This is a genomic window from Paenibacillus silviterrae (assembly GCF_030167925.1).
Lineage (GTDB): Bacteria > Bacillota > Bacilli > Paenibacillales > NBRC-103111 > Paenibacillus_G > Paenibacillus_G silviterrae.
Map to the genome: position 1 here is coordinate 2,376,352 of NZ_JASKUT010000001.1, position 26,013 is coordinate 2,402,364.

26 protein-coding genes and 1 riboswitch are annotated in these 26,013 nt (G+C 53.5%); of the genes, 12 read left to right on the forward strand and 14 right to left on the reverse strand.

The window, feature by feature from the left end:
* The first annotated feature begins 127 nt into the window (after positions 1-127).
* Complete coding sequence (locus QMO62_RS10670) at positions 128-1,309, forward strand: HD domain-containing phosphohydrolase (RefSeq protein WP_284640951.1); 1,182 nt, start codon at positions 128-130, stop codon at positions 1,307-1,309.
* Between the two features lie 66 nt (positions 1,310-1,375).
* On the opposite strand, the gene QMO62_RS10675 is transcribed toward QMO62_RS10670, so the two are convergent.
* Both QMO62_RS10675 and QMO62_RS10680 read right to left on the reverse strand, forming a co-directional pair.
* Complete coding sequence (locus QMO62_RS10675; protein WP_284640952.1) at positions 1,376-2,005, reverse strand: fumarylacetoacetate hydrolase family protein; 630 nt, start codon at positions 2,003-2,005, stop codon at positions 1,376-1,378.
* A 64-nt stretch (positions 2,006-2,069) separates the two neighbouring features.
* A complete protein-coding gene (locus QMO62_RS10680) occupies positions 2,070-2,903 on the reverse strand; it encodes a helix-turn-helix domain-containing protein (protein WP_284640953.1) in 834 nt (277 codons plus the stop codon).
* Between the two features lie 155 nt (positions 2,904-3,058).
* On the opposite strand from QMO62_RS10680, the gene QMO62_RS10685 reads away from it, so the two are divergent.
* Positions 3,059-4,768, forward strand: coding sequence for a glycoside hydrolase family 2 protein (locus QMO62_RS10685; protein WP_284640954.1), 1,710 nt, complete (start codon positions 3,059-3,061; stop codon positions 4,766-4,768).
* A gap of 46 nt (positions 4,769-4,814) precedes the next feature.
* Here the strand turns inward: QMO62_RS10685 and QMO62_RS10690 are convergent, their stop codons facing one another.
* Positions 4,815-5,909, reverse strand: coding sequence for a citrate synthase/methylcitrate synthase (locus QMO62_RS10690; RefSeq protein WP_284640955.1), 1,095 nt, complete (start codon positions 5,907-5,909; stop codon positions 4,815-4,817).
* A gap of 460 nt (positions 5,910-6,369) precedes the next feature.
* The gene (locus QMO62_RS10695) at positions 6,370-7,761 is read right to left on the reverse strand and encodes a CapA family protein (RefSeq protein ID WP_284640956.1); all 1,392 of its coding nucleotides are present in this window, start codon (positions 7,759-7,761) and stop codon (positions 6,370-6,372) included.
* Positions 7,762-8,111: 350 nt separating this feature from the next.
* Between QMO62_RS10695 and QMO62_RS10700 the strand changes: the two genes are divergently transcribed.
* The 7 genes from QMO62_RS10700 to lepB all read left to right on the forward strand — a co-directional run bounded on the left by QMO62_RS10700 (position 8,112) and on the right by lepB (position 13,596).
* Positions 8,112-8,888, forward strand: coding sequence for an ABC transporter permease (locus QMO62_RS10700; protein ID WP_284640957.1), 777 nt, complete (start codon positions 8,112-8,114; stop codon positions 8,886-8,888).
* Positions 8,885-9,679, forward strand: coding sequence for an ABC transporter permease (locus QMO62_RS10705; RefSeq protein WP_284640958.1), 795 nt, complete (start codon positions 8,885-8,887; stop codon positions 9,677-9,679). Before QMO62_RS10700 ends, QMO62_RS10705 begins: the two co-directional genes overlap by 4 nt.
* 35 nt (positions 9,680-9,714) lie before the next feature.
* Entirely contained in the window at positions 9,715-10,683 is a 969-nt protein-coding gene (locus QMO62_RS10710; protein ID WP_284640959.1) for an ABC transporter ATP-binding protein, read from the forward strand.
* Positions 10,684-10,733: 50 nt separating this feature from the next.
* The gene (locus QMO62_RS10715; protein ID WP_284640960.1) at positions 10,734-11,486 is read left to right on the forward strand and encodes a metallophosphoesterase family protein; all 753 of its coding nucleotides are present in this window, start codon (positions 10,734-10,736) and stop codon (positions 11,484-11,486) included.
* 119 nt (positions 11,487-11,605) lie between these two features.
* Positions 11,606-12,814 carry an MFS transporter gene (locus QMO62_RS10720; protein ID WP_284640961.1) on the forward strand — a complete coding sequence of 403 codons (1,209 nt, stop codon included), beginning with the start codon at positions 11,606-11,608 and terminating at the stop codon, positions 12,812-12,814.
* A gap of 56 nt (positions 12,815-12,870) precedes the next feature.
* Positions 12,871-13,077: a hypothetical protein gene (locus tag QMO62_RS10725; protein ID WP_284640962.1), complete on the forward strand. Its 207-nt coding sequence runs from the start codon at positions 12,871-12,873 to the stop codon at positions 13,075-13,077.
* Between the two features lie 27 nt (positions 13,078-13,104).
* The gene (gene lepB / locus QMO62_RS10730) at positions 13,105-13,596 is read left to right on the forward strand and encodes a signal peptidase I (RefSeq protein WP_284640963.1); all 492 of its coding nucleotides are present in this window, start codon (positions 13,105-13,107) and stop codon (positions 13,594-13,596) included.
* A gap of 82 nt (positions 13,597-13,678) precedes the next feature.
* On the opposite strand, the gene QMO62_RS10735 is transcribed toward lepB, so the two are convergent.
* Positions 13,679-14,317 (reverse strand): O-methyltransferase, encoded by a 639-nt coding sequence (locus QMO62_RS10735; protein WP_284640964.1) that lies wholly within the window; start codon positions 14,315-14,317, stop codon positions 13,679-13,681.
* Positions 14,318-14,455: 138 nt separating this feature from the next.
* On the opposite strand from QMO62_RS10735, the gene QMO62_RS10740 reads away from it, so the two are divergent.
* On the forward strand, positions 14,456-15,616 hold the full coding sequence (locus QMO62_RS10740) for a THUMP domain-containing class I SAM-dependent RNA methyltransferase (RefSeq protein ID WP_284640965.1): 1,161 nt from the start codon (positions 14,456-14,458) through the stop codon (positions 15,614-15,616).
* Between the two features lie 18 nt (positions 15,617-15,634).
* Here QMO62_RS10740 and galE read toward each other — a convergent pair whose 3' ends face one another.
* From galE to QMO62_RS10755, 3 genes are all read right to left on the reverse strand, one after another.
* Entirely contained in the window at positions 15,635-16,645 is a 1,011-nt protein-coding gene (gene galE / locus QMO62_RS10745; RefSeq protein WP_284640966.1) for a UDP-glucose 4-epimerase GalE, read from the reverse strand.
* A 192-nt stretch (positions 16,646-16,837) separates the two neighbouring features.
* Entirely contained in the window at positions 16,838-17,752 is a 915-nt protein-coding gene (locus tag QMO62_RS10750; protein ID WP_284640967.1) for a DHH family phosphoesterase, read from the reverse strand.
* A 168-nt stretch (positions 17,753-17,920) separates the two neighbouring features.
* Positions 17,921-19,213, reverse strand: coding sequence for a Gfo/Idh/MocA family protein (locus QMO62_RS10755; protein WP_284640968.1), 1,293 nt, complete (start codon positions 19,211-19,213; stop codon positions 17,921-17,923).
* Positions 19,214-19,358: 145 nt separating this feature from the next.
* Here QMO62_RS10755 and QMO62_RS10760 point away from each other — a divergent pair, with 145 nt between their 5' ends.
* On the forward strand, positions 19,359-20,213 hold the full coding sequence (locus tag QMO62_RS10760) for a helix-turn-helix domain-containing protein (protein WP_284640969.1): 855 nt from the start codon (positions 19,359-19,361) through the stop codon (positions 20,211-20,213).
* A 71-nt stretch (positions 20,214-20,284) separates the two neighbouring features.
* Here QMO62_RS10760 and QMO62_RS10765 read toward each other — a convergent pair whose 3' ends face one another.
* From QMO62_RS10765 to thrC, 6 genes are all read right to left on the reverse strand, one after another.
* Positions 20,285-21,097, reverse strand: a complete 813-nt coding sequence (locus QMO62_RS10765; protein ID WP_284640970.1) for a DUF2935 domain-containing protein — start codon at positions 21,095-21,097, stop codon at positions 20,285-20,287.
* Positions 21,098-21,196: 99 nt separating this feature from the next.
* A complete protein-coding gene (locus tag QMO62_RS10770) occupies positions 21,197-21,469 on the reverse strand; it encodes a hypothetical protein (protein WP_284640971.1) in 273 nt (90 codons plus the stop codon).
* Positions 21,470-21,568: 99 nt separating this feature from the next.
* Positions 21,569-21,658: riboswitch (cyclic di-GMP riboswitch) on the reverse strand.
* A 75-nt stretch (positions 21,659-21,733) separates the two neighbouring features.
* Entirely contained in the window at positions 21,734-22,978 is a 1,245-nt protein-coding gene (locus QMO62_RS10775; RefSeq protein WP_372516715.1) for an MDR family MFS transporter, read from the reverse strand.
* A gap of 99 nt (positions 22,979-23,077) precedes the next feature.
* Positions 23,078-23,299: a YuzB family protein gene (locus QMO62_RS10780; protein ID WP_284640973.1), complete on the reverse strand. Its 222-nt coding sequence runs from the start codon at positions 23,297-23,299 to the stop codon at positions 23,078-23,080.
* Positions 23,300-23,336: 37 nt separating this feature from the next.
* The gene (locus QMO62_RS10785) at positions 23,337-23,639 is read right to left on the reverse strand and encodes an iron-sulfur cluster assembly accessory protein (protein ID WP_284640974.1); all 303 of its coding nucleotides are present in this window, start codon (positions 23,637-23,639) and stop codon (positions 23,337-23,339) included.
* 67 nt (positions 23,640-23,706) lie between these two features.
* Entirely contained in the window at positions 23,707-24,987 is a 1,281-nt protein-coding gene (thrC, locus tag QMO62_RS10790) for a threonine synthase (RefSeq protein WP_284640975.1), read from the reverse strand.
* Positions 24,988-25,111: 124 nt separating this feature from the next.
* Between thrC and QMO62_RS10795 the strand changes: the two genes are divergently transcribed.
* Positions 25,112-25,996, forward strand: coding sequence for a LysR family transcriptional regulator (locus tag QMO62_RS10795; protein WP_284640976.1), 885 nt, complete (start codon positions 25,112-25,114; stop codon positions 25,994-25,996).
* Positions 25,997-26,013: the final 17 nt, after the last annotated feature.

Consider the following 26,013-nt stretch of genomic DNA (forward strand, 5'->3'; position numbering starts at 1 on the left):
CAGTGAATTTCGTCGAATTTTGTGTGATAAAACACTTATTTTAAGCAAACGGATGGTTTACAGGACTACAAACATTATAATATGATTTGTTCATATGGAAAAATGTGATATCGGGGAGTGGTTCCGAGTGCATGAGGCTTATGAACTAGTGCGGACAAGAGTCAAGAAGGATCTGGACTCACAAGAAATGCTTCGTGTCATTTTTGATTATACGGCGAAGATCGCCAACGAACGGAAGCTGGAAAACTTATTGATGCTCATGGCGGATATGGGACGGGAGATGGTGGTTTCCGACCGCTGCACGGTATGGCTTCTCGACCGCAATAAGAATGAGCTCTTCTCTACTGTCGCGCACGGGGTGCCTCAGCTTAGAATCCCCAGCACAGCCGGCCTGGTCGGCCATGCCGTCACGACGGGCGAGCCGATTTTTATTGATGATGCTTACACGAACGAAGAATTCCGCGATGTGCTTGAAAGCGGCGCGCTCGCTACGGATAAGAAGACCGGCTACCGCACAAAGGCACTGATGGTCATCCCCTTCCGCAACAATGAAGGAGAGATTATGGGAGCCTATCAAGCCGTCAACAAGCTGACGGAAAGCGCGGAATTCAGCCAGCGCGATTTGGAGCACTTAGCCTTGGCAGCCTCCTACGCAGGGAAATCCCTGGAGTCTGCGCTGCTCACCAACGAAATTGAGGAAACACAAAAGGAAATCATCTTTACAATGGGGGAAATCGGCGAAAGCCGTTCCAAGGAAACGGGCAACCATGTCAAACGCGTGGCCGAGTATTCCTATATTCTCGCTCTTGGGCTAGGAATGAATCAGGAGGAGGCCGATCTGCTGAAGATGGCATCTCCCATGCATGACATCGGGAAAGTGGCGATCCCGGACTCTGTGCTCAAGAAGCCTGGCAAGCTTACCGACGAAGAGTTCGACATCATGAAGTCGCACACCACGATCGGCTACAACCTGCTCAAGAATTCCAAGCGTCATATTCTTAAAACGGCAGCTATTGTCGCTTATCAGCACCACGAGAAGTGGAACGGACGCGGCTATCCGTGCGGCTTGAAGGGCAATGAGATTCACATCTACGGGCGAATTACCGCCATTGCAGACGTCTTCGACGCACTCGGCAGTGAACGGGTCTACAAAGCCGCCTGGGAGCTTGACCGCATTCTGAATCTGTTTAAGGAAGAACGCGGGCAGCATTTCGACCCCAAGGTCGTCGATGTGTTCATGGAGCAGCTGCCGAAGATTCTCAAGATTCGCGATGAATATTCCGACCTTGCGCTGGAAGCGGAAAAATAATACGCAAAGCAAAAGACCGTCTTACTCGCTGTGAAAGGTGAGTCCGACGGTCTTTCTTTGCGGTGGTTATATTAGCTTGACGGTCATCTCTCCGAACGATTCCTCGCCCCAGAACAGCTCCAGCCGGTCGCCCGACTTCACGGCCGCTACGCCGGCCGGCGTACCGGTATAAATGATATCGCCTGCTCCCAAGCCGTAATGAAGGGCAATATAGTCCACAATCACCTGCAGGTTGAAAATCATATCGTTCAGATCGGCGCGCTGTACCTCGATTCCGTTCTTCTGCAAGGTGTACGGAACCTGCTTCACTTTCTCGAAGCCGGGAAACGGGCGAAGCTCGCTGATCGGAGCCGATCTCAGGAAGCCCTTAGCCGGGAGCCACGGCGTACCCTTTTTCTTAATGACGGTCTGTACGTCTCTTAGCGTAAAATCAATCCCGAGCGCCATGCGATCAACCAATTGATCTATCGTCAGCCCCTGCTCATGATTCCGCCCGATATGCAGCACCAGCTCCGCCTCATAATGCACTTCTCCACGATCTCCGGGAAGCTCAATCACACTGCCGTTCATCGGCGTCAGAGCATGAGTCGGCTTAGTGAAGATCATCGGCTCCTCCGGGATGTCGTTGCCGAGCTCAGCCGCATGGAGGCCGTAATTCCGCCCCACGCAGTAAATGTTGCGAATCGATTCATACATGGGAAGCACGTTCCTTTTCCGAGTAATAGGTTCGCCCCGATTATACGCCATCCTGTTTAAAATCTCAACGAGGATGCGGCCGATAGCGGACCCGGTAACCCGTCGGGGATAGTCCGTTCATTTTCTTAAATGATTTGCTGAAATGATATTCCTCCAAATAGCCGCAGATCTGAGCGATTTCCTTAATCGGCAAATCGGAGTACATGAGGTAGCGGCAGGCATGCTCATTACGAATATGATTGTGGTACGCTTTCGGACTCATGCCTAACGACAGCTGAAACCTTTTGCGGAGGTAGGAAACCGAAATGCCGTATTGCTTCGCCAGCTCTTCGATTTTGATGTCCGTATGGTAGCCTGTCTCGAGCTGTTCCTTAATGAGCTCCACTGCCTGCTGCGCGGAATCCGGCTTGGCGTCGCCTGAGTGCTGCTGTGTGTGCAGATCGTGGAGCAGCTCCAGCAAGGCGGCTTTGGAGCGCATCGCTCCGCCTGCCCCGCCGGGCACCCAGCATTTATCAATATGCCGAAATTGGCTGCCGATTCGTTTCGCTTGCTCTGTCCCGAATTTCCGTAGAAAGGGCAGCTCAAGCGCCTTCAGCGGAGCAACCCCGGTCCACGTGACATCATAACCCACACTCGCGCAATCAAAGAGGACCATCGTCATTTGCAATGGGAACGCTTCATCCGAGCGCATCGACATCCGCAGCCCAGGCTTCATGTAGGCTAAGTATGCTCCCTCCACCTCATAATCGCGGTCCGTATGGAAAGTGCCCTTCCCTTCATGAATCCAGTAAAAGGTATGGGCACCGATATTGTTGCGCGTATCCATCCAGCCCGGCAGCGTAGGCTTGTCCAGCACCCATTGGATGTGTAAAGTAAGTCGATTGAGATCATAAGCCATCGGTTGCGCCTCCTCATAAGGCTCCAGTCTGTTTCTACTATAATATTGGAGAAGCGATTTATACAAGAAGATTTTCGGTTTTTCCATTCAGCTCGCTTGGGGACCATGATACCATTGGGCTCATAAATCGATATTTTCCCTGGAGGTTATCCCCTATGATACGTACATTCCCCGAACATGTGATCCGCTCGACCCGCGAGCTGAGCGGTCCATGGGATTTCATTACAGATCCGAGCAATATCGGCTTACAGGACGGCTGGTTCCGCCAGTTTCCGTCCCCGCAGCTGCGTGTGACGGTTCCTTCCTGCTGGAATAACGAAATGGGCTTCTTTGAGTATGAAGGCGTGGCCTGGTACAGGACTGAGCTCGAACTGGCGGAAGCCGGACCTTTGAAGCTGATTTTCCATGCGGTTCTAGGTCATGCGGATGTGTATCTCGACGGTGTGCATCTAGGCTACCATTATGGGGGTTATACGCCGTTTCACTTTATCGTTGAGAATGCCGCTGCAGGAAAGCATGAGCTGATCGTGCGAACGGACAGTACGCTGACAAAGCAAACGATTCCGATCGACCCCGTCGACTGGTTTCATTACGGAGGTATCATCCGGCCAGTGGAGCTTCAGATGCTGGAGAAGGTGTTCATCGATAAACTGCGAGTCGACTACACTTTAGGGGGCAGCAATGCGGAGGTAAGCTTCAGCATTCAGCTTCGCTCCCTAGACAATGAGGAATGGAAGGTGCCTTTGAGCTTAACGAGGGACCGGGAAATCATCTATCAGGAGGAAGTCCTCGTGCCGGCGGGACAAACCGTAACCGTGTCCGTGAAGCAGCAATGGAGCCAGGTCCGTCTATGGAATGTCGGGCGTTCGGAGCTGTACCTTATCGGTGCCGCTATCCCTGGGGACGATCTGTATGATCGCATCGGCTTCCGGCGCATTGAGGTTCGCGATCGTCAGATCTGCATCAACGGAGAGCCTGTCTATTTGCAGGGGGTTAATCGTCATGAGGAGCATCCGGAATGGGGCTTTGCCTTCCCTCCGAAGCTGATGCGCAAGGATCTCGACATCATTCTGGAAATGGGCTGCAACTCGGTTCGCGGCTCGCATTATCCGCAAAGCAAATATTGGATCGATCTGCTCGATGAGCAAGGACTTGTCTTCTGGAGCGAGATCCCGATGTGGGGGGCTCTCATGCCGAAGGAAGTGACCGTTGACCCGTTATTCCAGCAGCGTGCCCATACGATGGTCGATGAAATGATCGAAAGGGACTTCCATCACCCGTGCATCGTGTTCTGGTCCGTCCATAATGAAATTGACACCACCTGCGAGGAGGGGCTGGATATATCCGAGAAGCTTGTGAAGCTCGTTCGGAGCAAGGATTCGTCCCGTCTGGTAGCCTATGCGACCATGCATCCTCTCAAGGATATCGTGATGCCTCTGTTCGATGTCATTGGCATCAATAAGTATCACGGCTGGTATGAGGGCGAGGTGGCCGGCTTCCGGGATATGCTGGAGCAGTTCCATGCGCGTGCGGAAGCATTGGGCGCAGGAGATCGTCCTGTGCTGATGACGGAGTTCGGCGGCGCCGGTATTTACGGAGATACGGGCTGGGAGCCCCGTCTCTTCAGTGAAGATTATCAGGCGCATATCGTCACGGAGGCGCTGCGGATTTTCCGTGAGGATCCTCGCATTGTGGGAACCTATGTATGGCAGTTCGCCGATGTACGCGGGGATCTGAAGAGCTACAAGAGCGCGTTCCGCGACAGAGCGCGAAGCTTTAACAATAAGGGTCTCGTCAACGAGTACCGCAAGCCGAAGCAATCGTTCCGAGAGGTTAGGGCGATTTATCGCAGCGGGGAAAAATAAGGGATGGAAAGAGGTCCTCCGAGAGGGAGTGACCTCTTTCTTTATGTTAGCCGCTTGACGGGAATGACCCCGTGTAGGCTGACTGAGGACGGTATATCCGGTTATTTGCGGACTGCTCCAGGATGTGCGCCGTCCAGCCTACCATGCGGCTGGCTGTGAATGTCGGCGTGAACAGCTCCGCCGGCATCCCGATCGCTTTCATAATCGCAGCAGCGTAGAACTCGACATTGGTATACAGCCTGCGTCCGGGCTTATACTCTTCCAGCAAACGGAGGGCCGTCTCCTCGACATAAAGCGCAAGCTCAAACCAAGGGTCGCCCGAGGCAACCCGCTTGGTGACTTCCCGCAGCGCTAAGGCTCGAGGATCGCTCGTTTTGTAAACGCGGTGACCGAACCCCATAAGCCTGCCCCCTTGCTCCAGAATGCCGCGGATTTGCGCCTCGGCTTTCTCCTTGCTGCCCATCGCTTCAAGCAGCTCGATAACGGCCGATGGCGCTCCTCCGTGAAGGGGGCCCTTCATTGCGCCGATCGCTCCGCTCGCCGCCGGGATCATTCCCGCTTCCGTTGAGGCAATCACCCTCCCCGCGAAGGTAGACGCGTTAAAGCCATGCTCCATAGCCAGAACAAGATAGGCATCCAGCGCCCGAACATGGTCGTCCTGCGGCCTGGCCCCATGCAGCATGTACAAGTAGTTCGCCGTGTGATCGAGCTCCGCTGACGGTCCTGTCCAGCTGAGACCCGCCAGCTGCCTGTATCGATAGGCAATGATCGTGGGAACGATCGCTGTGAGAGTAAGTGCCTGTTCAAGCGTCGGAGGCCACTCCGGACCGCACCCGATGGCAGCGACCGCCGATTGGACGACGCTCATCATCGGCCTGTCGGAGGGGATCGCGTCAATGAGCTGCCTTACATAAGCCGGGAGCTCGCGCAGCTCCTTCCATTGCGCTTTCCACTGAGCTGCCTCCTCGGGATTCGGCAATCGCCCCTTCCAGAGCAGGAACGCGACCTCCTCGAAGCTGCTCGTTTGCGCCAGCTCCCTTGCCCAATAACCGCGATACACCAGCCACCCCTTCTCCCCGTCCACTAAACTGATCGACGACTCCCCCGCAACAATACCTTCTAACCCTTTATGCACATTCATTATGCATCCCTCCAAGAGTCTTCTTGGATATTACAATAACTCATATTGGTAATAATGTAAATTTATATGTTTTTATTCGCATGATAATATTTATTTATTAAAAATGCCTGACAACGTCCTTTTTGAAATCTCTACGTGTTAACAGCATCATTTCTGAGAATATACAACTTTTTTCTCGGCTCTGAAACAAAGCAAGAAGATTTCTGCGTAAATACAACATTCCCGGGCAATATGCCGCGTTTTCAGCCATTACACTCTCTCAAAGATGCCTATCCGCACAAATCACCTGGTCAAGTCTCTCTTGGGTCGTAGATTTGTGCACTATAGCAGCATTGCCTCCCTTGCCCAACAGGTGATGGCCTTCTAGGGATGAACAACCGATGTTTTTGTAAACATTCGTTATCATGAAAACAAAAAATCGTTAGAAATGCCTATCACAGCATTCCTGACGATCCTTCTTTTACCTTTCCCCGGGCGATTCCGATGCGGGCTTCTGCTGGGCCGGTGCCGTAGCTTTGCTCTGTTCCTTCGGCGGTGTGGCTGCCGGCTTCGACGTGGAAGGCGACTGGGCCGGCGCCGTGCTTTTCCCCTCCGTCTTAGGTGTCGTTGACTTTGAATCGGTCGTCTTTGAGTCCGCCGGCTTCGACTCGGTCGGTTTTACACCGCTGCTCGGGCTCTTGGCCGGAGGCGTCTTCACCGTCGGCGGCACGGCCTCCACAGCCGGCGCCAGGAATCCCGTGTTCACAGGCCCGACCCGAATGTTCCCTTGCTCGTCGATCTTAGCGTTGTACGAAACCCGCGACAGCCTCTCGAACAGCTTAAGCCCGAGATCCTCCACCATCCGAATCGGCTGCGCCCACTTGGTCATGATCGGAATCATATGCAGCTCGCACGTTCTCTCCTTCGTGCAAGACGCCTCCAGAATCATGCTTTCCCAAGTCGCAGGCACCTCATTAGTAGTAAAAATAAAATTGCCCAAGCTGTAAGCGATCCATTTGCCTTTATACTGCTCGAAGCCCTGCAGCACATGCGGGTGACTTGCCACGACGAGATCTGCGCCCTCATCGATGTAGGTATGAGCCAAATCGACCTGCTCCTTGACGGGACGATCCTTACGCTCCTGACCCCAATGAGCGATAACAACGACCAGGTCCGCCTCCGCTCTTGCCTTCCGGATGGCCTCGGAAGCCATTTTGGTGCTGTAGCTTTCCGCTACGCCCGGTTTATTCTTGCCCGCATACCAGCTGGTGCTCGGGATCACGCGGCTAAATCCGAGGAACGCGATTTTCATCCCCTGATGCTGAACGATCGCTGGGGTAAAGGCCTCGTCGATATTGCGTCCGGCACCGACTCTTCGAAACTGATGGGTGTCCAAATGATCGAATGTATCCAATAGACCCTCTTGCCCGTAGTCCATAATGTGGTTGTTCGCCAGGTTCAATACATCGACGCCGGCATTCTTGAGCTCAGGAAGCGCCTGTACCGGCGAGCGGAACACATACTCCTTGCTTTCCGCCTTGCCCCTGTCCGTAATCGGCGACTCCAGATTGGCTATCGTAATATCGGCTTTTTCCAAATACGATTTGACGTATTTATAAGGGTACGCATACCCGTTCGTCTTGAGCAAATCCTCCACCTTACTGGCAAAAAGGATATCGCCGACAAACGTCAAATTCACCTTCTCCGGGGGCTTGGGTACGGATGGCACATCCGAACTCGGCTTCTCCCCCGCCGTTGAAGGGTTACCTGCTGCAGGCGCCTTCCCCCCGGCTGCGACTCCGCTCTTCGCTTCCGCTTCCGCCTGCTGACCCGGCGGATCGAGGGAGGAAACCAAATATCCGAAGGCACCCACCGTCAGAACGGCGATGACGCTTGCCTTGATCCATAACGTCTTGCGAAACTTTGATTCCTTCTGCTCCTTTTGCTTCTCCGATCGTGATAAAATGGCAACCTACCCCTTTGCATAACAAGCTGCTTCCAACCTCATCGTGCACCCCATTATACCAAATTCGCCCATTCCGGTCATGAGTCGACAAACTTAAAAATTGATTAAAAAAAGTAATTGCCAGATCAATCCATTTTTGCTATCATAGAAATCCTCTCGCCAATTTCACCGCATGAATACCCCAAGATAGGAAACCGCTTACTGCGAACCGCGCAGCCGTTACCTGCGCCAACGCAAACCATTCCTCGGAGGTGTCTATGCTTTTTCCCGTGTTAGCAAGCAAGACGTATTCCCGCAACCTGCAGTACCGCGCCTCTCATGCCATCAACACCTTGGCCAGTGCGGTCTTCGGGCTTATTTACGTCTCCATATGGAGGGGGATCGGAGAATCCTCTGCTATGGAGGGGTACACCGTCGGGAGCGTCGTTCACTACGTTGCCCTTAATCAAGCCTTCCTGTGGGTCACAATCTTCGTCACTCATGGCCTGGCCATCGAACGCTCCGTCCGGACAGGACAAATCGCCATCGAGCTGCTTCGGCCGGTCAACCTGTTCTACCAGCTCATGTGCCGTGAATGGGGACAAATCACCTACCAGCTACTTTACAAAACCATGCCTATCTACCTTCTTTATCTGTTCACCCTCTCTCTTCCGGTTCCAGCGGACGCTTCCACCTGGCTTGGCTTCATCGGAGCCATTCTATCCGCCGCTTACATCAGCATCTGCATCAACTACTTGATCGGCATTACGTCCTTGTGGACCACGGAATCGCAATGGCTGTATTGGGTGCATTACTCGGTTTCGACCGTCCTATCCGGCTTTCTCATCCCAATTGAATGGCTCCCGGGATGGCTGCAAGTCGTTAGCCGCTGGACGCCTTATCCTTATCTGCAATTTATTCCAAGTAAAATATATCTCGGGTTAGAGCCCGTGACCAGCATGCTCGGCGGACTTGTATGGGGAGCCGGCTTTACCATGCTGTGCCTCTTGGCAACCGCTTGGGCGAGACGTCAAGTGGAGGTGCAGGGCGGATGAACTACTTCCATATGTACTTGCTGCTGATCCGCGCCAGCGTACGGAGCCGGATGCAGTATACGTTCAACTTCTGGTTCTCCACCCTGCTGGCGGCGATCGTTAATGCCATGGATTTTCTGCTGATTTCCCTCGTCCTATGGAAGTTTGACCGCATTCTCGGCTGGAGCCTCTACGAGATCGGCTACTTATACGCAACCATCATGCTCTCCAAAATGCTGTTCCGCATGTTCGCCAACGACGTACACCATCTGGAAAAATACTTGATTTCGGGCGACCTTGACGGTCTGCTGATACGCCCCTTGCCGATTCTGCTCACGCTGATGACGCAGAACTTTCGGCTGATGCCCGGGGAGCTCATTCAGGGAGGCATCATCCTTACCTTGTCCCTCAGCCATCTTTTGGAGATCGGGCAAGTCTCTTGGTGGGCCATACCGCTCACGCTTCTGGCGGTCATTCCAACCGGAGCCGTTTTGCTGTTTGCCATCGGACTGGGTACCGTGACGTTCGGCTTCTGGATGACAAGGACCAGCGAGCTGCAAAATGTAACCGAGGATGCAGCGCGAACCGCGGTGCAATATCCGCTGGACCTGTATCCCGGTTGGCTCAAGGGGATCCTGCTCACCCTCGTTCCGACAGCTATGGCCAACTATATTCCGACGCTTTACGTGGTCAGGGGAATGTACGGCTGGTGGGTGCTGCCGGCGGTGATGGCTTTTGCTTTCGTGTTTCTGCTGCTCATGTACCGCTTTTGGCAGCTCGGCTTGACCAAATACCAAAGTACGGGCAGCTGAAGGTCAGGCGGCCCCGAGAGGAGTGTTCCTTTACCATGATCCAAGTTCAACATTTACATAAAAGCTTCCGTATTCCCCCAGCCCATAAAAGCCGGCTGGCGCGCATCCGCGCCTATCTTTCCGGGAACCTGGCACACAAAACGGCGGTGCAGGATATCAGCTTCACCATCGGCAAAGGTGAATTCGTCGGTTATATCGGTCCGAACGGCGCAGGCAAATCGACGACAATCAAGATGCTAACGGGCATTCTGCATCCTTCCTCGGGCCAAGTGCTGATCGGCGGCCGGAGTCCGCATCGGGAACGCAGACATGTCGTAGGAAGACTCGGCGTAGTATTCGGCCAGCGCAGCCAGCTGTGGTGGGACTTGCCCGTCCGCGATTCCTTCGATATATTGGCAGCCATGTACCGGGTGGAGGAGCAGGATAAACAGAGACGTCTGGAGGAGCTCGGCGAGCTCCTCGGGCTTAAGGAATTTATCGATACCCCGGTGCGCAAGCTTTCCCTCGGACAGCGAATGCGGGCGGACCTGGCGGCTGCACTGCTGCACGATCCCGAGGTGCTGTTCCTCGATGAGCCTACCATCGGTCTCGATGTGGTAGCCAAAAAGAACATTCGCCGGTTACTTTCAACAGTCAATCGGGAATTCGGGAAAACCGTCCTGCTGACCACCCACGATATGGATGACATCGAAGAACTCTGTCAGCGAGTGATGGTGATTAACCACGGCCGGCTCGCTTATGACGGCACGATCCATAATCTAAGAGAGCGGATCGGTCTTCCTACGATCCTGAAGGTAACCTTTACAACAAGGGTGCAAATCCCCCCGGACTTGCAGGTCGGTTTCCAGGTCGTATCGGAATCGGGCACCGAGCTTACCGTCCACTGCAACCGTTCGGAGCTGCAGGCTATGGAGGTGCTGCGCCGCCTGGAGCAGCACGGTACGATCATGGACGTACATATGGAAGAGCCGGATTTTGAAGAGGTCATTCACAAGATCTACTAAGTTCTGGCATAATGAGAGGAAAGTATTAAGATTATAGGAGGATTGCCCGTATGGTGAAAATAGCCATTATAGCGGATATTCACGGCAATCTTCCCGCTTTGGAGGCGGTGGCGGCGGACATACGCCGTCACCGAATTAAGCGAGTGATTTGCTTGGGTGACCTGGTGGGCAAAGGCCCTCAGCCGGCAGAAGCCGTAGACCGGATTCGCGAGCTTTGCGAGCTTACGGTTCAGGGCAATTGGGACCTTGGGATTAACGAGCCTCAGGATAAGGAGGCCGGCCTATGGCAGCAAGACCGATTGGGAAAGGAACGACTGGAATATTTACGTACTCTTCCCTTTTGTGCAGATCTTTGGCTTAGCGGCAAGAGGGTGCGGCTGTTCCATGCTTCGGCGAAGAGCGTATATCATAGGGTATTGAAGAAAGCCGACAAGACGGAACGTCTCGCCCTGTTCAATAATACGGAGGCAACCGGGAGTTTTGCCGGTGAGGATGGGGTGACGCCGGATGTGGTCGGGTATGCGGACATTCATGTTTCGTTTCATCGGACGTTCAAATCGAAGGACAAGCAAGGCTTGATGCTGTTCAATACCGGAAGCGTCGGTGCACCTTATGACGGCATCGCTCAGGCGAGCTATGTGATCCTGGATGGGCTCTCTGACTGCCGCGAGCCGGGACCGTTCGCAGTCTCCATGGTTCGGGTACCCTATGATGTCAGCAAGGCCATAGCCATCGCCGAGCAAGTGGGGCTTCCCAATCTGGAGCGGTTTCGGTACGAGCAGCAGACCGCAATGGAGGGCTGAAATTGTACGGTCGCGGCCTGTTTATGGTACAATAGGGAAAGCAAGATTCGGATGTAATAATTAACCATTGGTTCAAATCCAGACATATTGGACCTGCAACAGGAAAGAGGAGAACCGATTTGGCTCGCTGGAAAATTAACTTAATCGTTCTTTGGTTCGGAAACTTTCTGGCCATGGCGGGGATGACGATGATCATTCCGTTCCTCCCGCTGTACATTCAAGAAATGGGCATCACAGATCCGCATACGGTGGCCATCTGGGCTGGATTTATTTTTGCCGGGAATTTTGTTACGTCGTTTATCGCTCAGCCGATTTGGGGCGGCCTGGCAGACAGGTATGGACGCAAGATGATGCTGCTCCGTTCCGGCTTCGGCATGGCTCTTGTCATGATGCTCATGGGGCTTGCTGCTTCCCCTCTGCACCTGCTGCTGCTCCGGATGACGAACGGCTTGGTTTCCGGCTTCGTCCCCGCTTCGGTGGCACTGATGTCCACGAACACGCCTAAGCAAAACATGGGCTTCGCCATGGGGACACTGCAGTCCGGAGGGGTGGCCGGTACGATCTTGGGACCGCTCATCGGCGGACTCCTGGCGGAATGGATCGGCTTCCGTCCGATCTTTTATATTACCGGAGGATTGCTGTGCGCAGCTTCTATCTTGACCATGCTCCTGGTAAAGGAAAATTTTGATGCCGTTCAGGCAGCGGTCACCAAGAGCAAATCGATCTTTGCCGGCTTCTCCGAGCTTGTTAAAATTCGGGAGCTGCCCTCGCTTTACACGGTTACGTTTATGATTCAGTTCGCCTTACTCAGCTCGATGCCGCAAATCCCTCTGTTCGTTCAGGAGCTTCACGGCAAGGGTGAATATCTCGCGTTCTTTTCCGGGCTTGTCGGCTCGATTACAGGCTTCTCCAACATGATTGCCTCTCCCCTCTTAGGAAGGCTCGGGGATCGGATCGGCCAGCAGCGAATTCTGGTCATTGCTCTTATAGGCGCAGCCATCGCTTTCATCCCGCAGGCATTGGTCACGAACATCTGGCAGCTGTTTGCGGCACGCTTCCTGCAGGGTATCTTTATGGGCGGCTTGCTTCCCTCGGTGCAAACGCTCATCCGTAAATATACACCCACAGGGATGGAGAGCCGCTCCTACAGCTTTAACTCCAGTGCGCTAAGCCTTGGCAATATGGCAGGGCCGATTTTCGGCGGCGCGGTCAGCGGTTATATCGGCATTAAAGGGATATTCGTCGTGACATGTGTTCTGCTCCTGTGCAATGCCGTCTGGGCACAACGCTCGCTTCATGCCGGTAGGAAGCCCGCTACAGACGCTTGACGGAGCGGATGCTAACGGAATCCAAGTGGAATGAATCTGTTCGGAGGTGCTTGCTTTTGCTTAGAATTAATGTGAAGAAGGTACTGTTCATTCTGCTGTGTGCCGAGCTGATGTTTATCTATTACGGCCAGCTCGAGGTGAAGGAATCCAGGAGTCAGGTCATTCAAGGGAGTAATAGCGGGGAATCCGAACCGTCCGCCTCACTGCCGGGACTGGAGAGTCCGCCTCTCCCTCCGACGGAATTATGGATGAAGGCTTCCTAGAGAAACAATATTGAGAGGGAGCAAACCATGAAGCTGTTTTATGCGCTATTATTAGCCGTTTCAATTTATACGCAGGACCTGAAGCCGTTCGTTGTGGAAGGTCCCTCCATGGAGCCCTCCCTTTTCGCTCAGGATCGGATTATCATTGATACATCGTATTATGAGAGCCATAATTTTGAGCGGGGAGATTTGATTGTATTTCACGCAACACCTTCGCGCGATTACGTAAAACGCATTATTGCCCTGCCCGGTGAGCGAATCAAAGTCGACGGCGACCAGGTTTATGTGAATGGAGAGCTGCTGGAGGAGCCCTATCTCCAGGAAGCTATTGCTTCCGCGAAGCAAAAGGGCCGACCCTTTAACACAAGAAACTACAGGGAAAGTACCGTTCCGAACGGCACCGTCTTCGTACTCGGAGATAACCGATCCAATAGCTCGGATAGCCGGGATATCGGCTTTGTAAAGCTTTCCAGCATCAATGGAAAAATCATAAATATCAACGGCTGGCCCGTTAAATGAGCAAATACCCTAAACAGACATCTATGGCTGCTTAGGGTGTTTCCATTCAGTCTGGTATGGTAACGCCCCGAGTCCCTACAAGCTACCCTCGTACCCTGGCAATGGCCAGCCCGTCATACGCAGGGAGCAGCACGCCCTCAAGACGAGGATCCTGCACGATCATCTCATTAAAGATTCGCATCTTGGTCACGGCATTCCCCTTCTCTGCCGGATTCGTCGTCCTTCCCCGCATCAGCGTATTATCGCCAACGACGACAGCTCCCGGGTTCGCTAAGCGAATGGCCCACTCCAGATAATTCGGGTAGTTCCCTTTGTCCGCATCGATGAAGAACAGGTCGAAGCGCCGTCCTTCCGCTTCCAGCTGCTTTAAGCTATCAAGCGCTTCGCCTACCCGATACTCTACCTGATGGCCGTGACCCGCTTCCTTCAAGTTGGCAAAGGCCACATCCGCATATTCCTGTTTCAGCTCGAGCGATACAAGTTTCCCTTCGTTGCTCAGCCCTCTTGCTAAGCAAATGCCGCTATACCCGCCAAGCGCTCCAATCTCCAATACCTGATTGGAGCGTGTCATTTTGACCAGCAGGGTAAGTAATGTGCCGTATCCGGGGGCCACCGAAATTTCCGGCATGCCCTTCCCTCGTATATCCGCTTTTACTCGCTCCAGCTGTTCATCTTCCTTGATCAAGGATTCCACATACTGCTCTGCCGATATTGTCTCCATTTGCGGTTACCTCCCAGATTACATGAGTCGCTTCCGATTCCGGACGGTTTGTGTTCCATCGCCGGATGTCCTATACTAAATGATTGTATGGCTTTTCCTGCCAGACTTCAACCTGCAACCCTTTGGAGTGACCCGATCATGTCTACAATACAATTAATCGCCACCGTCCCCATGGGCCTAGAAGCCGTGGTGGCACGTGAAATCAAGGACTTGGGCTATGAAGAAATGACGGTCGAGAACGGCCGCGTTACGTTTACCGCGGATTTAGCGGCCATCTGCCGCTGCAATTTGTGGCTGCGAACAGCGGACCGCATTTTGATCAAAATGGGGCAATTCGAGGCCCGCACCTTCGACGAGCTGTTCGAAGGGACAAAAGCACTGGATTGGCCCGACTGGATCCCCGAAGACGCGGAATTCCCCGTCGAAGGCCGATCCCACAAATCGCAGCTGTCGAGTGTGCCTGCCTGCCAAGGCATCGCGAAGAAAGCGATTGTGGAGAAGATGAAGGAGCGATACGGGACGGAATGGTTCCGGGAAACCGGAGCCCGTTACGTCATCGAAGTAGCGCTATTGAACGACGTGGCCACGCTGACGCTGGACACGACGGGCCCGAGCCTGCACAAGCGCGGCTACCGAAAGCTTGTGACCGAAGCGCCGCTGAAGGAAACGATGGCGGCGGCCATGATTCTGCTCAGCCGCTGGCAAGGCGAGCGCCCGCTCTACGACCCGTTCTGCGGGTCGGGTACGATTGCGATCGAGGCTGCGATGATCGCGTGGAACCTCGCGCCGGGGCTGCGGCGCAAGTTCCCCTCCGAGGCATGGCCGATCTTGCCGGAGGAGCTGTGGGAGCAGGCGCGCGAGGAAGCGTTCGATCTCGTGCGCGACGATGTTCCGCTGCAGATTATCGGCTCCGACATCGACAAATCGGCTATCGAGGTAGCGGAAGCGGCTGCGAAGGCGGCCGGACTCGCGAACGAGCTCGACCTGCGGGTGCTGCCCGTGGGCAAGGCTCAGCCGCGCGGCGATTACGGCTGCATTATTACGAACCCTCCCTACGGCGAGCGTCTCGGCGACCGGGAAGAAGTGGAACGAGCCCTGCGCCAATTCGGCAATCTTTATACGCAGCTGCCTACCTGGTCCGCCTTCATCCTTAGCCCCAGCAAGCAGCTCGAGCATTATGTCGGGCGGAAAGCGGACAAGAAGCGGAAGCTGTTCAACGGCCGAATTGAATGCGCCCTATATCAGTACTTTGCTCCAGGCGGTCTTAACGCCTGGAAGAAAAACAACCCGCAAGCCTAAGGCTTTGCGGGTTGTTCCCTATTCGTAGCCCTTAGGATTCCGGGACTGCCAGCGCCACGAGTCCACGCACATCTCCTCGATCCCTCGCGTTGCCGTCCATCCGAGCTCTTCCTTCGCCTTCACCGGATCGGCATAACATACGGCAATGTCACCGGGTCTTCTTGGACCTATAGTATAAGGTACCTTACGGCCGGACGCCTTTTCGAACGCTTCTACCATCTCAAGAACGCTATACCCTCGGCCGGTTCCCAGGTTATAAGCATTCACTCCCCTGCCGCCCAAGACCTTCTCCACAGCCCTTACATGCCCGATAGCGAGATCAACGACATGGATGTAGTCTCTTACGCCCGTGCCGTCCACCGTCGGATAATCGTTGCCGAAGACACCAAGCTTCTCCAGCTTTCCGATAGCCACTTGCGTAATATACGGCATCAGGTTGTTCGGAATACCGTTCGGGTCCTCCCCAATCAGACCGGAACGATGGGCGCCGATCGGATTAAAATAACGCAGCAGAGAAATGCTCCATTCCGGATCGGACACATAGAGATCCCTTAGGATCTCTTCGATCATCAGCTTCGTCCGGCCATACGGATTCGTTGCCCCTAGCGGGAAATCCTCCGCAATCGGTACCCGTTCAGGCATCCCGTATACCGTCGCGGAAGAGCTGAACACCAGCTTCTTCACGCCGTTCGCGGCCATCGTCTCCGCAAGGATCAGTGTACCGGTAATATTGTTATGGTAATAACGTAACGGCTGCCGGACCGACTCGCCTACTGCCTTAAGTCCGGCAAAGTGGATGACGGCTTCAATCCCATTTTCCGCAAAAACCTTTTCCACACCTTCCCGATGGAGCAAATCCACGTTATAAACCGGAAAATCCTTACCCGTAATTTCACGAACCCGGTGCATAGCTTCCATTTTGCTATTTATGAAATTATCAGCTACGATGATGTCATAACCCGCTTCCAGCAGCTCAACACACGTATGGCTTCCAATATAGCCTGCTCCCCCGGTGATCAAGATTGCCAAATGCAACGCCTCCCGCTCTTTTCCAATTCCTAATTCTACAATAACCGATCGCTTACATCAGTTCAATGTTAGTTTATACACCGAATAAGAGAACCCCAATCCGATGAAGTAGAAGGCATTGCGGTATAGAAACAAAAAACCTCAGCTCAGCCCCTCATCAAGAGGCGCCAAGCCAAGGTTCCCGCAAGCTGCTTACCCGTTCGACTTCATCGTTGCAATCAGCTGCTCAAGCACGGCATCCGCCTGCTCATACGGCACCTGGCAGGTTCCCGCCGCTTTATGGCCGCCGCCGCCGTTCTGAAGCATCAGGGTGCCGATATCCGTCCTGCTTCCGCGGTTAATGATGCTGTGGCCGCAGGCAAACACGGCATTCTGCTTGCCCTTTCCGTCGATCGCCCAGATGGAGATGTTCTGCTCCGGATAGAGCGCATACACCATGAAGCGGTTCCCCGGATAAATTGTCTCCACCCCGCGCAGGTCCGTAATGATGACATTGCCGTCCGTCCGTGTATATTGCTGCAGCATCGCTTTATATTCCTTATCCAGCTCGAAGTAGCGGTTTACGCGTTCCTTCACATCTGGGAGCTCCAGAATCTCTTCGATCGTCATGGTCGCGCAGTGATCCACTAAATCCTCCATCAGCTGATAGTTGCTGATCCGGTAATCACGATAACGTCCCAAGCCCGTACGTGCATCCATAATGAAAGACAGCAGATCCCATCGCTTCGGGTTCAAAATATCGTCGGCGGAAAACTGCGCCGCATCGGCCTTGTCCACGCCTTCCATGATATCGTCGATATCGCCGAACCGTTCTTTGCCGCCGTAATAATCGTATACTACGCGGGCCGCACTCGGTGCTACACGTACCTCGCCCTTTACGCCGACCTGCTCCGCATTGCGCTCGATCTCGCTGGAATGATGGTCGAACCATAGGCCGCAGCCGGCTACATAGGGAACATTAGCCAGAATGTCATTTTCATTTACTTCAATCAGTCCATCCTGCACATCCTTCGGATGAACGAACTTCATTTCATCAATCATACCGAGCTTCTTAAACAGCATCGCGCATACCAATCCGTCGAAATCGGAACGAGTAATCAAACGCACAGCGGTTCCTCCCCTTAGTTCCACAGCACTAATTTTATGTACCATTCCATTATAATCGCTGCACATTCCCGGTACAATAGGGGCTCGGATGAAAAAAAAAGCGCCCGAATGCTTGAAATGCATCGGGGCGCGGGTTTTTATTCGATTTCATTCGACATTAAATTTACTTTAGTGAAACTTTACCAAATCATCCACTTTTACCGCTTGGCCTGTTCGAATGGAACGGTTCGCCGCAATGCCTGTCAAGATCGACTGGGCGCCATCCACGTGGTTCGCTGCGCGGCGGAATTTATCCTCTACAGGGGTACCGAAGATGTCATTCAGCAGCACAGGGTCGCCGCCGCCGTGACCGCCTTTTCCTTCCTCCACCTGCACCTCGTAGGGAGCTCCGAACATCGGCTGCACAACGATTTTTTTACCTTTCAACGCACCTTCAAGCGCCTTATCGCCACCGGAGTTAACATAAGACTGCTCCACGATGGTCATTTCGATCCGGCCGCGGGTACCGTTGAAAGCAATCCGATAGCCTTCCCAAGGCATGTAGGCGTTCAAGGAATAGGTCAGGATCGCGTTATTTTTATAACGTACCAGCACACCCATAGTATCCTCGATGTTGATGCCGTCGCCGAATACGCTCTGGTCTCTCTGGTAGCCGTCCTCATGCTCTGCGTCAAGGTATAGCGCCTTCAAGTGTTCGTTCTTATCCAAGTGCAAAGCGAAATGGTCGCCTTCCGCATTCGGATTGCCGGTAGCGCGTTGGTAAAATTTCGTCTCTCCGCGCTGCTCCGCGTTCTCCTTGCCGTAGAACAGCAGGTCGCCATAGGCAAACACTTCCTCCGGCTGGGAGCCGATCCAGAAGTTGACCAGATCGAAGTGATGGGTCGACTTGTGCACCAGCAGGCCTCCGCTGTTGCGCTTATCACGGTGCCAACGACGGAAATAGTCGGCGCCATGCTTCGTATTCAGCAGCCATTCGAAATGGATCGAGGTGACCTTGCCGATCTCGCCGTTCATGATCAGCTCACGAGCCTTCGTATGATGAGGCGCATAGCGGTAGTTAAACGTTACGCGAACCTGACGGCCCGTGCGTTCCACCGCATCAAGAATTTCCTGGCATTTCTTCTCGTCAACGGTCATCGGCTTCTCTGTAATGACATCGCAGCCGAGCTCCAAAGCACGAATAATGTAAGTGTGATGAGTCCGGTCCACACTGGTAACAATTACGGCATCCGGCTTTTCAATCTCGATCATTTGATCGAATTGATCAGCTTTGTAGGTTCTTACAGGGTTGTATCCGTATTTTTCAGTAAGGAGCTTGTTGGCGTAATTCATGCGGGTCTGGTTAATATCGCAGACGGCGAGAAGCTCCGACGTTTCCTTGTAATCGGTTGCAATCGCCTTGTAGAAGAACTCGGCTCGCCCTCCGACACCTACTTGAACATATTTCTTTTTTGCTGCCATATTCATTCTCTCCTTTCGTGATTAACCCATCTCTGAATCAAATCATAGCGCAAATAAATAAAACATTCGCCGCAAATGAAACCTTTTCGCGTCAAATGCCGCAAATTTTGTTATACTGTTCCTAGGAAAGGAGCGTTATGAGCCGATGCAATTTCCAAACCAACTCCGTTGCACCACGCCGGACAAGAGGATCGGGGTCGAATTCGATCGCCGCAAGGGACACTACACCATGGCCATTAACCACATCCATTCGCAGTATGAGCTCTATTACTTATTTTCCGGGCGGAGGAGCTATTTTATTAAAGACCGGTCTTACTCTGTCGAAGCGGGAGACCTTATTTTCATTCGCTCGGGAGAAGTTCACAAAACCTCGGATGTCGGCATACCCGAGCATGATCGCATCTTAATTTATTACTGGGAGTCCTTCTTCGAGCAGCATCCTCCGGAGCTTGCCGAGCTGCTGCGCTCTCCCTTTATGGCTGATGCACCGCTGCTTCGACTCCCCCTGCATGAGCGCTTAAAGCTGGAAGGGATGCTGCTGGCCGTGCTCGAAGAAATCCACGCCGCCGCTCCCGGCTACGAGCTCGCAGTTCAGCTTGCCTCAACCGAGCTTCTGCTGCATGCCGCACGTTATCATCAAAAAAACAAGACGGCGCCAATGGAGCATGTCTCGCCAATGCATGAAAAAATATCGGAAATCGTTCAGTATATTAATGCGAATTACGCCGAACCGATCAGCCTGCCTCTGCTTTCCGAGAAATTTTATGTCAGTATCAGTCATATCAGCCGCAAATTTAAAGAAATTACCGGCTTCAGCTTCACGGACTATTTGAACCTCAAACGAATCAAGGAGGCGCAGCGTCTGCTTCAGCAATCCGAGCTCAGCATTACCGATATCTCGGAGCAGGTCGGCTTCGATAATTTCTCCCATTTCGGCAAAGTATTCAAGAAGCAGACAGGTGTCTCTCCCCGCACCTACCGCAGCTCGGAAAAGGGCTGAATCGGCAACGGAAAAAAGACCGGCGCCTTGAGCCCGCATTTGCGCTGCTCAGATCCGGTCTTCCTTATCTGTTATCCTTCCGTTCTCGGCTTGCCCGGGTCGCACTCCGGCGCTTTGGTGCCGGCCGTAAGCGAAAGCTTCGTCAAATAATAGCATTCCTCGCGCGCCATATGATCCGCCATTAGCGGTGTCAATACACCCAGCACCTCGCCAGTCAGCCTCATCTCTTCCAGCTCCCGGAGGAAGCCCTTGAAGAGCACCATCTCCAGCTCAATCTCCTTGTTGAAGCGAGCCAGTGCCGGAAACTGCGAAATGTTCGCGCGCATGTAGCCTGCCAGCTCAACCGCTTTCATGTAAAAATCGCGGAAATGCGATTCGAAGCTCTGGGCGGTTTCAATCAGCGGCTGCTCCGCCATATCAAGGTCGCCGGCAATCGAAGCGGCATGCCCGAATGCATCCTGAAGCCACACCAGATGGTGGTGGATTTCGTTATACATGGGAGCCGGTTGACCCGAGACGAGGAACCGGAGGACACGCAAATACTCCTCCACTTCATTGACCATATGGTTCAGAAAGCTCGGCGGCAGCTTAAGGCCAATCTTACCCGTAAGGTGTCTGCGCAGCAGATGGAGCTTGAAGTTCCTTAGATCCTGAGCGCGGGTATAGCTCTCCCGGCTAAGCTCCTGAAGCTGCGCTTCATCCAGCTCCGTCCTGGATTTTTCCAGCAGCTCATCCAGCTTCGCAATGTAAAACCGGGCACGCTGAATCTCCTGTACTTCATCCGGAGATAACGCGTCCTTAATGAACCGGGCATGATCGCCCGCAATCTGCAGCCAAAAGCGATGCTCGAATGAAGCCGATGCCGCGTAATCGGTCGGTTGCACAGGAATTCCTCCTATTAGGCCGGCTGAAATCTTCACAGCCCTAGTTTAATCACCTAATATGTATGCAGGAGGCTTATCCATTTGAACAAACTTTTGCTTCTACGCGTACCGAACCTTTTCCGTCCGATAGCTTAAGTAATCAAACAGTTTGAGCAGCACATCATTACTGGCATCAAAACGCACGGAAAGCTTAACCTCGCCGCGCCAATAAAAGGTAATAACATGATGACGCTGTCCCATCACCATCTCCAAGTCCCAGCAGGGCCGCGTCAGCTCGTATTCCTCCCGGTTGATCACCATTCTCGGTCCGTCGCCCGTCAAATACAAGCCTACGACGTCACTGCCCACCTTCGTACAAAACTCCTGCTTCATCATCATGTCCCTCTTTGCTTTTAAATTAGGTTGTCACACATAAAAAGAACCTCCGTCCCAAGGACTGGAGGCCCGCATCTATACGCGAATCATCTTTCCTTCGGCGGCTGGCTGGCTTAACGCATCTTCTCCGTAGTAGCCCCTGTAGCTTTGCGTCACAGACTTTCGTCTGCTTTGCCCATATCGAGAACGATCGAATTTTGTCTTTTGTTATCCATTCTTAGCATAAAAGATAGGTCTCACGGAATATATCAACCATAGTGCTCAATTTCTGGAATTACCGTAGTTCTTTAGGCCTAAATTAAACAAATGATTTCCTTTGTAATAAAAGTAGGAACCCCCTACCGTTAAGGCCGCCAATCCCAGGAACAACGGAGACCCGCCCCAGTGGGATAGCACAGCTCCCCCAATGATCGGCCCGATAAAGTGTCCCAGACTTGTGAAAGACTGTGCCCCGAAGTAAGTCCCTCGCATTCCCTCCGGCGCCAGCCGGTCGATTAGGGCATTCGATGCAGGAAAGTTACATATCTCCCCCAGCGTAAAAAAGAACATCGATACCATGAACAGCAGCCACGAATCCGCAAAGGCGTACCCGATATTGCCTAGGGCAAACATGAGGTTTCCAGCGACGATCGCTGCAAGCGGGCCGAAGCGCTCCCCGAACCGTGAAACCGGTACCTGCAGCACGACAACGGTAATGGCGTTAATGCTCATCAGCAAAGCGAACAGTGTCGCTCCGTCGGTTACGCTTCGCTCGACATATTGTGATAAGGTCACCGTCATCTGGGAATAGCTGATCGCTCCGATGATTCCGCCCATAATATACAATCGGAATACCCGGTCTCCGGTGATGACGCGCCATGCTGAAGCAACCGTTACTTGGCTTTTGTGTTCTCCTTCGATTTTTTGAATGCCGAATCGCTGAAGCAGCAAGTAAAGACCTATTGCATATGCCAAATAAATGCCGGCGGTTACAAGGAAAGGCAGCCACGCCTCCATCATACCGAAGTACGCTCCGAGGAGCGGCCCTACGGCAACACCGACATTGATGGCTAGGTATCGGAGCGAGAATACCTTCAGTCGCTTTTCCTTCGTCGTCACATCCACCATCAACGCCTGAGAAACCGGCTCGTAGAAGGCTCGGCTAACGCCGTTAAGCATATTGAGCAGCAGGAAGGCTGCAGGCGATTTCGCTACAGCGAAGCCCATGAAGACGACGACCCAGCCGATCAGGGCGATCATCATGATCAGCTTCCGTCCGAGACGGTCGGAGAGAGCTCCTCCGATAAACCCCGCCGCCGTCCCCGCCAGAGAGCCCGCGCCGATGATCGCCCCGATGAGCAGCGGATTCATTCCATCTCGGGACAAATAGATGGCCAGGAAGGGCATACTCATGGACGAGGCGGCACGGGCTAGAATCGTACCGACGAGCAGGGTATGGACAATCGGATGATAGGCGTGCAGAAAGAGCAGGAAACGGGCAAAACCCGTTTTTTGTGCAGAGTTCATTTTAGGAAGCAATTTGTGCGTTCTCCTTTTTATTGACCAACGGTTGGTAAATTGGAGATCATTATACAACAAAAAAAGAGCCCTGCACAGGCTCTTCTTTCATTTGATATATTTCTTCGCCTTCTCTATCGCTTCGTCTTCCGTAGCTCCGGTAACGTAGCGGCCGTTCACGTAAATAAAAGCAAACCGCGAGCAGGGACCGCAGTAGGATTTGCAGCCTATCTTAATCTCCGCATCCGGCGCAAGCTTCTGCAGCTTGGGCACAGCGGTTTTCATTCTCATGTGCTTGCATTTGTCGCAAACCCGAATGTCGTTGGCCATACGGACCTTTCCTTTCTATACGCAGGGACAAGCCGAATTAATGGTCGCCGTGATTGCCTTTGCTCGGATTCGTTACGGCGAAGCCCTCCTGCGGAGTATAGAAGTAATCAATCCGAACGCCGTCCAGCAGCGCTTCGTCCTTTTGCAGAATCACATCGATGCCTTTATCGGTAGAAACGACAACGTCCTTCTCCGTAGGCGTATCCATAGCAAGACCATAATGTGCGTGGTCGCCGTGGCTGTGCGTAACATAGACGCGAAGCTTCAAATTTTTGTCTTCTTCCTTCTCGATCTCGGCCAGGAGGACCTTCGCCGCGTTGCGGGAAATTTTAACGTTCATCCTAGTAACAGCTCCCATGTGCGTTTTTCCCTATTGTATAGAAATGAAGACGGGAAAGCAACCAAGCTTAGCAATCGGTGTCGAATCCGGGCTGTATCCTCAGAATCAGCTCTTCGACGCTCAAAGGGGTGCTTGCGGCGAGATCCGTCGCCCCGAGGTGCAGCTCCCGAAGCGACTCGGTATCCTTCAGCAGATGTCCTGTAAGAATGCATACCGCCGTCTCGTCCCGGTGAATCGTCCCTTGCCGAACCAGCTGCCTAAGACCGGCCAGCGTTGCCGCGGAAGCCGGCTCACAGCCAAGTCCGCTGCGGTCGATGAGCCGTTTAGCCTGCAGAATAGCTTCATCGGAAACAGACAGCGTTACGCCGTCGCAGCCGTCTATGGCATAGCGAATCGCCTTTCTCCAGCTGGGAGGATTGCCGATATTTAAGGCCGACGCCTTGGTGAAAGGCTTGGGCTCCGGAATGAGCTCCTTTCGCTGTGCCGCCAGCATCTGGGTAAAAGGACTTGCCCCCTCCGCCTGAACGATCGCGACACGCGGCTTCCTGTGAATGAAGCCAAGCTCATACAGCTCATGAATGGCTTTGCCTATGGCCGTTGCGTTACTGAGCGCTCCTCCGGGGACGACGATCCAATCCGGCAGCTGCCACTCTAGCGAATGGGCCAGCTCGATAAGCATCCCCTTCTGCCCTTCGATCCGGTACGGATTAATGGAATTGCATACATAGAGCCCCAGCTCCTCGCTATGCCTTTCACTGAACCGGATCCCGTCGTCATAGGTTCCGTCAAACGTAATGATTTCCGCTCCATAGGCCAATGTTTGCAGCGCCTTCTCGGCGGCAACATGGCGGTTAGGCAGCAGGACATAGGACCTGCAGCCTCCCCGCGCGGCATACATAGCAAGGGAAGAGGCAGTATTGCCTGTGGAAGTGCAGGTAAAAGCGCGGTAGCCTTTCCAGCGGCCATGGGATACCGCCACTGTCATGCCGAGATCCTTGAACGAGCCGCTCGGATTCTCGCTCTGCGCCTTGAACCATACGGTCCGCAAGCCGGCATAATCGCTCAACTGCGGACTTGCTTCGTAGAGTCCTGTATTCCCTTCCATCCGAGTGGTAATCCATGGATCAGGCAGCTCGGGATGGATCAGCTCCTTATACCGCCACACCCCGCTTGCATAAGGGGATACCCGATCCGATAGTCGGAGGTCGAACAAGCTCTTCAGCTTCTCCGTGTCTACCGACCGAAAATCATGAACAATGTCCAACACCCCTCCGCAGCCGCATAAGTAAGGATTGAATACCGCCTCCGCGCCATATGTCCTGTCACAATTCATACATTGATACTTCATGTTTTGATGCACCGCCTTTTCTTAAGCTGGGATTACCTTTAGAATAGACGGTAGCAATTCATAAAACTAATATATCTTTGTTGTTGTTTCATAATTAATACTTATGATTTAAAGGGGTATTTCCATGAATCTTCACGCACTTAAGCTATTTTACGAAACGGCTGCCTTAGGAAGTGTGACCAAAGCGGCGGAGGCGCTCCGCATCAGCCAGCCTGCCGTCACCGCCCAAATCCGCAAGCTGGAGCAGGAGCTGTCGCTGGCGCTTCTTGAGCCGAAGGGCCGCGGAATCCGGCTTACCGAAGCAGGCACTATGCTGCATGCTTATGCATCCAGACTATTCGCGCTGGAGGCAAGCATGGAAGCTGCGCTGTCCGATTACCGCAGCGGACGAACGGGCCGCGTGCGCGTAGCGGCCACTTCGCTGCCGGCACATCAGCTGCTCCCTGTATGGATGGCAACATTTCTTAAGCAGCAGCCTGCCGTTGAGATGGAGCTGATCACGGTGAACAGCTCCTCCGCGATGGAACGGCTCTTGCACTACCAAGCCGATCTCGCGGTTATCGGAGGCAGTCCCGCGGAGCACCCCGGGATTACCGTGAAGGAGCTACTGCGGGACGAGCTTATTTTTATTGTAGCGGCACGCCATGAGCTTGCAGGGAAACAGGTGACGTTTGCGAAGATGATGAAGGTCCCGTTCGTGCTTCGGGAGCCCGGCAGCTTTGCCCGCGAAGCGCTGTTCTCTCTCTGCAGGCTGCATGGAGCGGAGCCCCCTCGCGCCGCACTGCAGCTTACCGGTCTATCCGAATCGATTCGCTCCGTAGCGGCCGGCTTCGGTGCGGCCTTCGTGTCCGCGCTGGAGGTCAGCGAGCCGATCCGACGGGGAGAGGTTTGCCGCGTACTGGTCGAGGACTGCAGCATGTCCAACTCGATTGCGCTATGCACACGAAGCGACCGACTGTTATCGCCGGCTTCCAGCTTGTTTGTCGAGTATATCCTGGCCCAGTCTTGACACGGCAAATAAGAAAG

Bases quoted from the DNA above. Each gene is read 5' to 3' on its own strand.
- QMO62_RS10710 (WP_284640959.1), top strand. From the start codon at position 9,715: ATGATCCAAGTTCAACATTTACATAAAAGCTTCCGTATTCCCCCAGCC.
- QMO62_RS10760 (WP_284640969.1), top strand. From the start codon at position 19,359: ATGCAATTTCCAAACCAACTCCGTTGCACCACGCCGGACAAGAGGATC.
- QMO62_RS10780 (WP_284640973.1), bottom strand. From the start codon at position 23,299: ATGGCCAACGACATTCGGGTTTGCGACAAATGCAAGCACATGAGAATG.
- QMO62_RS10685 (WP_284640954.1), top strand. From the start codon at position 3,059: ATGATACGTACATTCCCCGAACATGTGATCCGCTCGACCCGCGAGCTG.
- QMO62_RS10700 (WP_284640957.1), top strand. From the start codon at position 8,112: ATGCTTTTTCCCGTGTTAGCAAGCAAGACGTATTCCCGCAACCTGCAG.
- QMO62_RS10770 (WP_284640971.1), bottom strand. From the start codon at position 21,469: ATGAAGCAGGAGTTTTGTACGAAGGTGGGCAGTGACGTCGTAGGCTTG.
- QMO62_RS10715 (WP_284640960.1), top strand. From the start codon at position 10,734: ATGGTGAAAATAGCCATTATAGCGGATATTCACGGCAATCTTCCCGCT.
- QMO62_RS10775 (WP_372516715.1), bottom strand. From the start codon at position 22,978: ATGAACTCTGCACAAAAAACGGGTTTTGCCCGTTTCCTGCTCTTTCTG.
- QMO62_RS10690 (WP_284640955.1), bottom strand. From the start codon at position 5,909: ATGAATGTGCATAAAGGGTTAGAAGGTATTGTTGCGGGGGAGTCGTCG.
- QMO62_RS10705 (WP_284640958.1), top strand. From the start codon at position 8,885: ATGAACTACTTCCATATGTACTTGCTGCTGATCCGCGCCAGCGTACGG.
- QMO62_RS10785 (WP_284640974.1), bottom strand. From the start codon at position 23,639: ATGAACGTTAAAATTTCCCGCAACGCGGCGAAGGTCCTCCTGGCCGAG.
- lepB (WP_284640963.1), top strand. From the start codon at position 13,105: ATGAAGCTGTTTTATGCGCTATTATTAGCCGTTTCAATTTATACGCAG.
- QMO62_RS10735 (WP_284640964.1), bottom strand. From the start codon at position 14,317: ATGGAGACAATATCGGCAGAGCAGTATGTGGAATCCTTGATCAAGGAA.
- QMO62_RS10740 (WP_284640965.1), top strand. From the start codon at position 14,456: ATGTCTACAATACAATTAATCGCCACCGTCCCCATGGGCCTAGAAGCC.
- QMO62_RS10755 (WP_284640968.1), bottom strand. From the start codon at position 19,213: ATGGCAGCAAAAAAGAAATATGTTCAAGTAGGTGTCGGAGGGCGAGCC.
- QMO62_RS10680 (WP_284640953.1), bottom strand. From the start codon at position 2,903: ATGGCTTATGATCTCAATCGACTTACTTTACACATCCAATGGGTGCTG.
- QMO62_RS10795 (WP_284640976.1), top strand. From the start codon at position 25,112: ATGAATCTTCACGCACTTAAGCTATTTTACGAAACGGCTGCCTTAGGA.
- QMO62_RS10675 (WP_284640952.1), bottom strand. From the start codon at position 2,005: ATGTATGAATCGATTCGCAACATTTACTGCGTGGGGCGGAATTACGGC.
- thrC (WP_284640975.1), bottom strand. From the start codon at position 24,987: ATGAAGTATCAATGTATGAATTGTGACAGGACATATGGCGCGGAGGCG.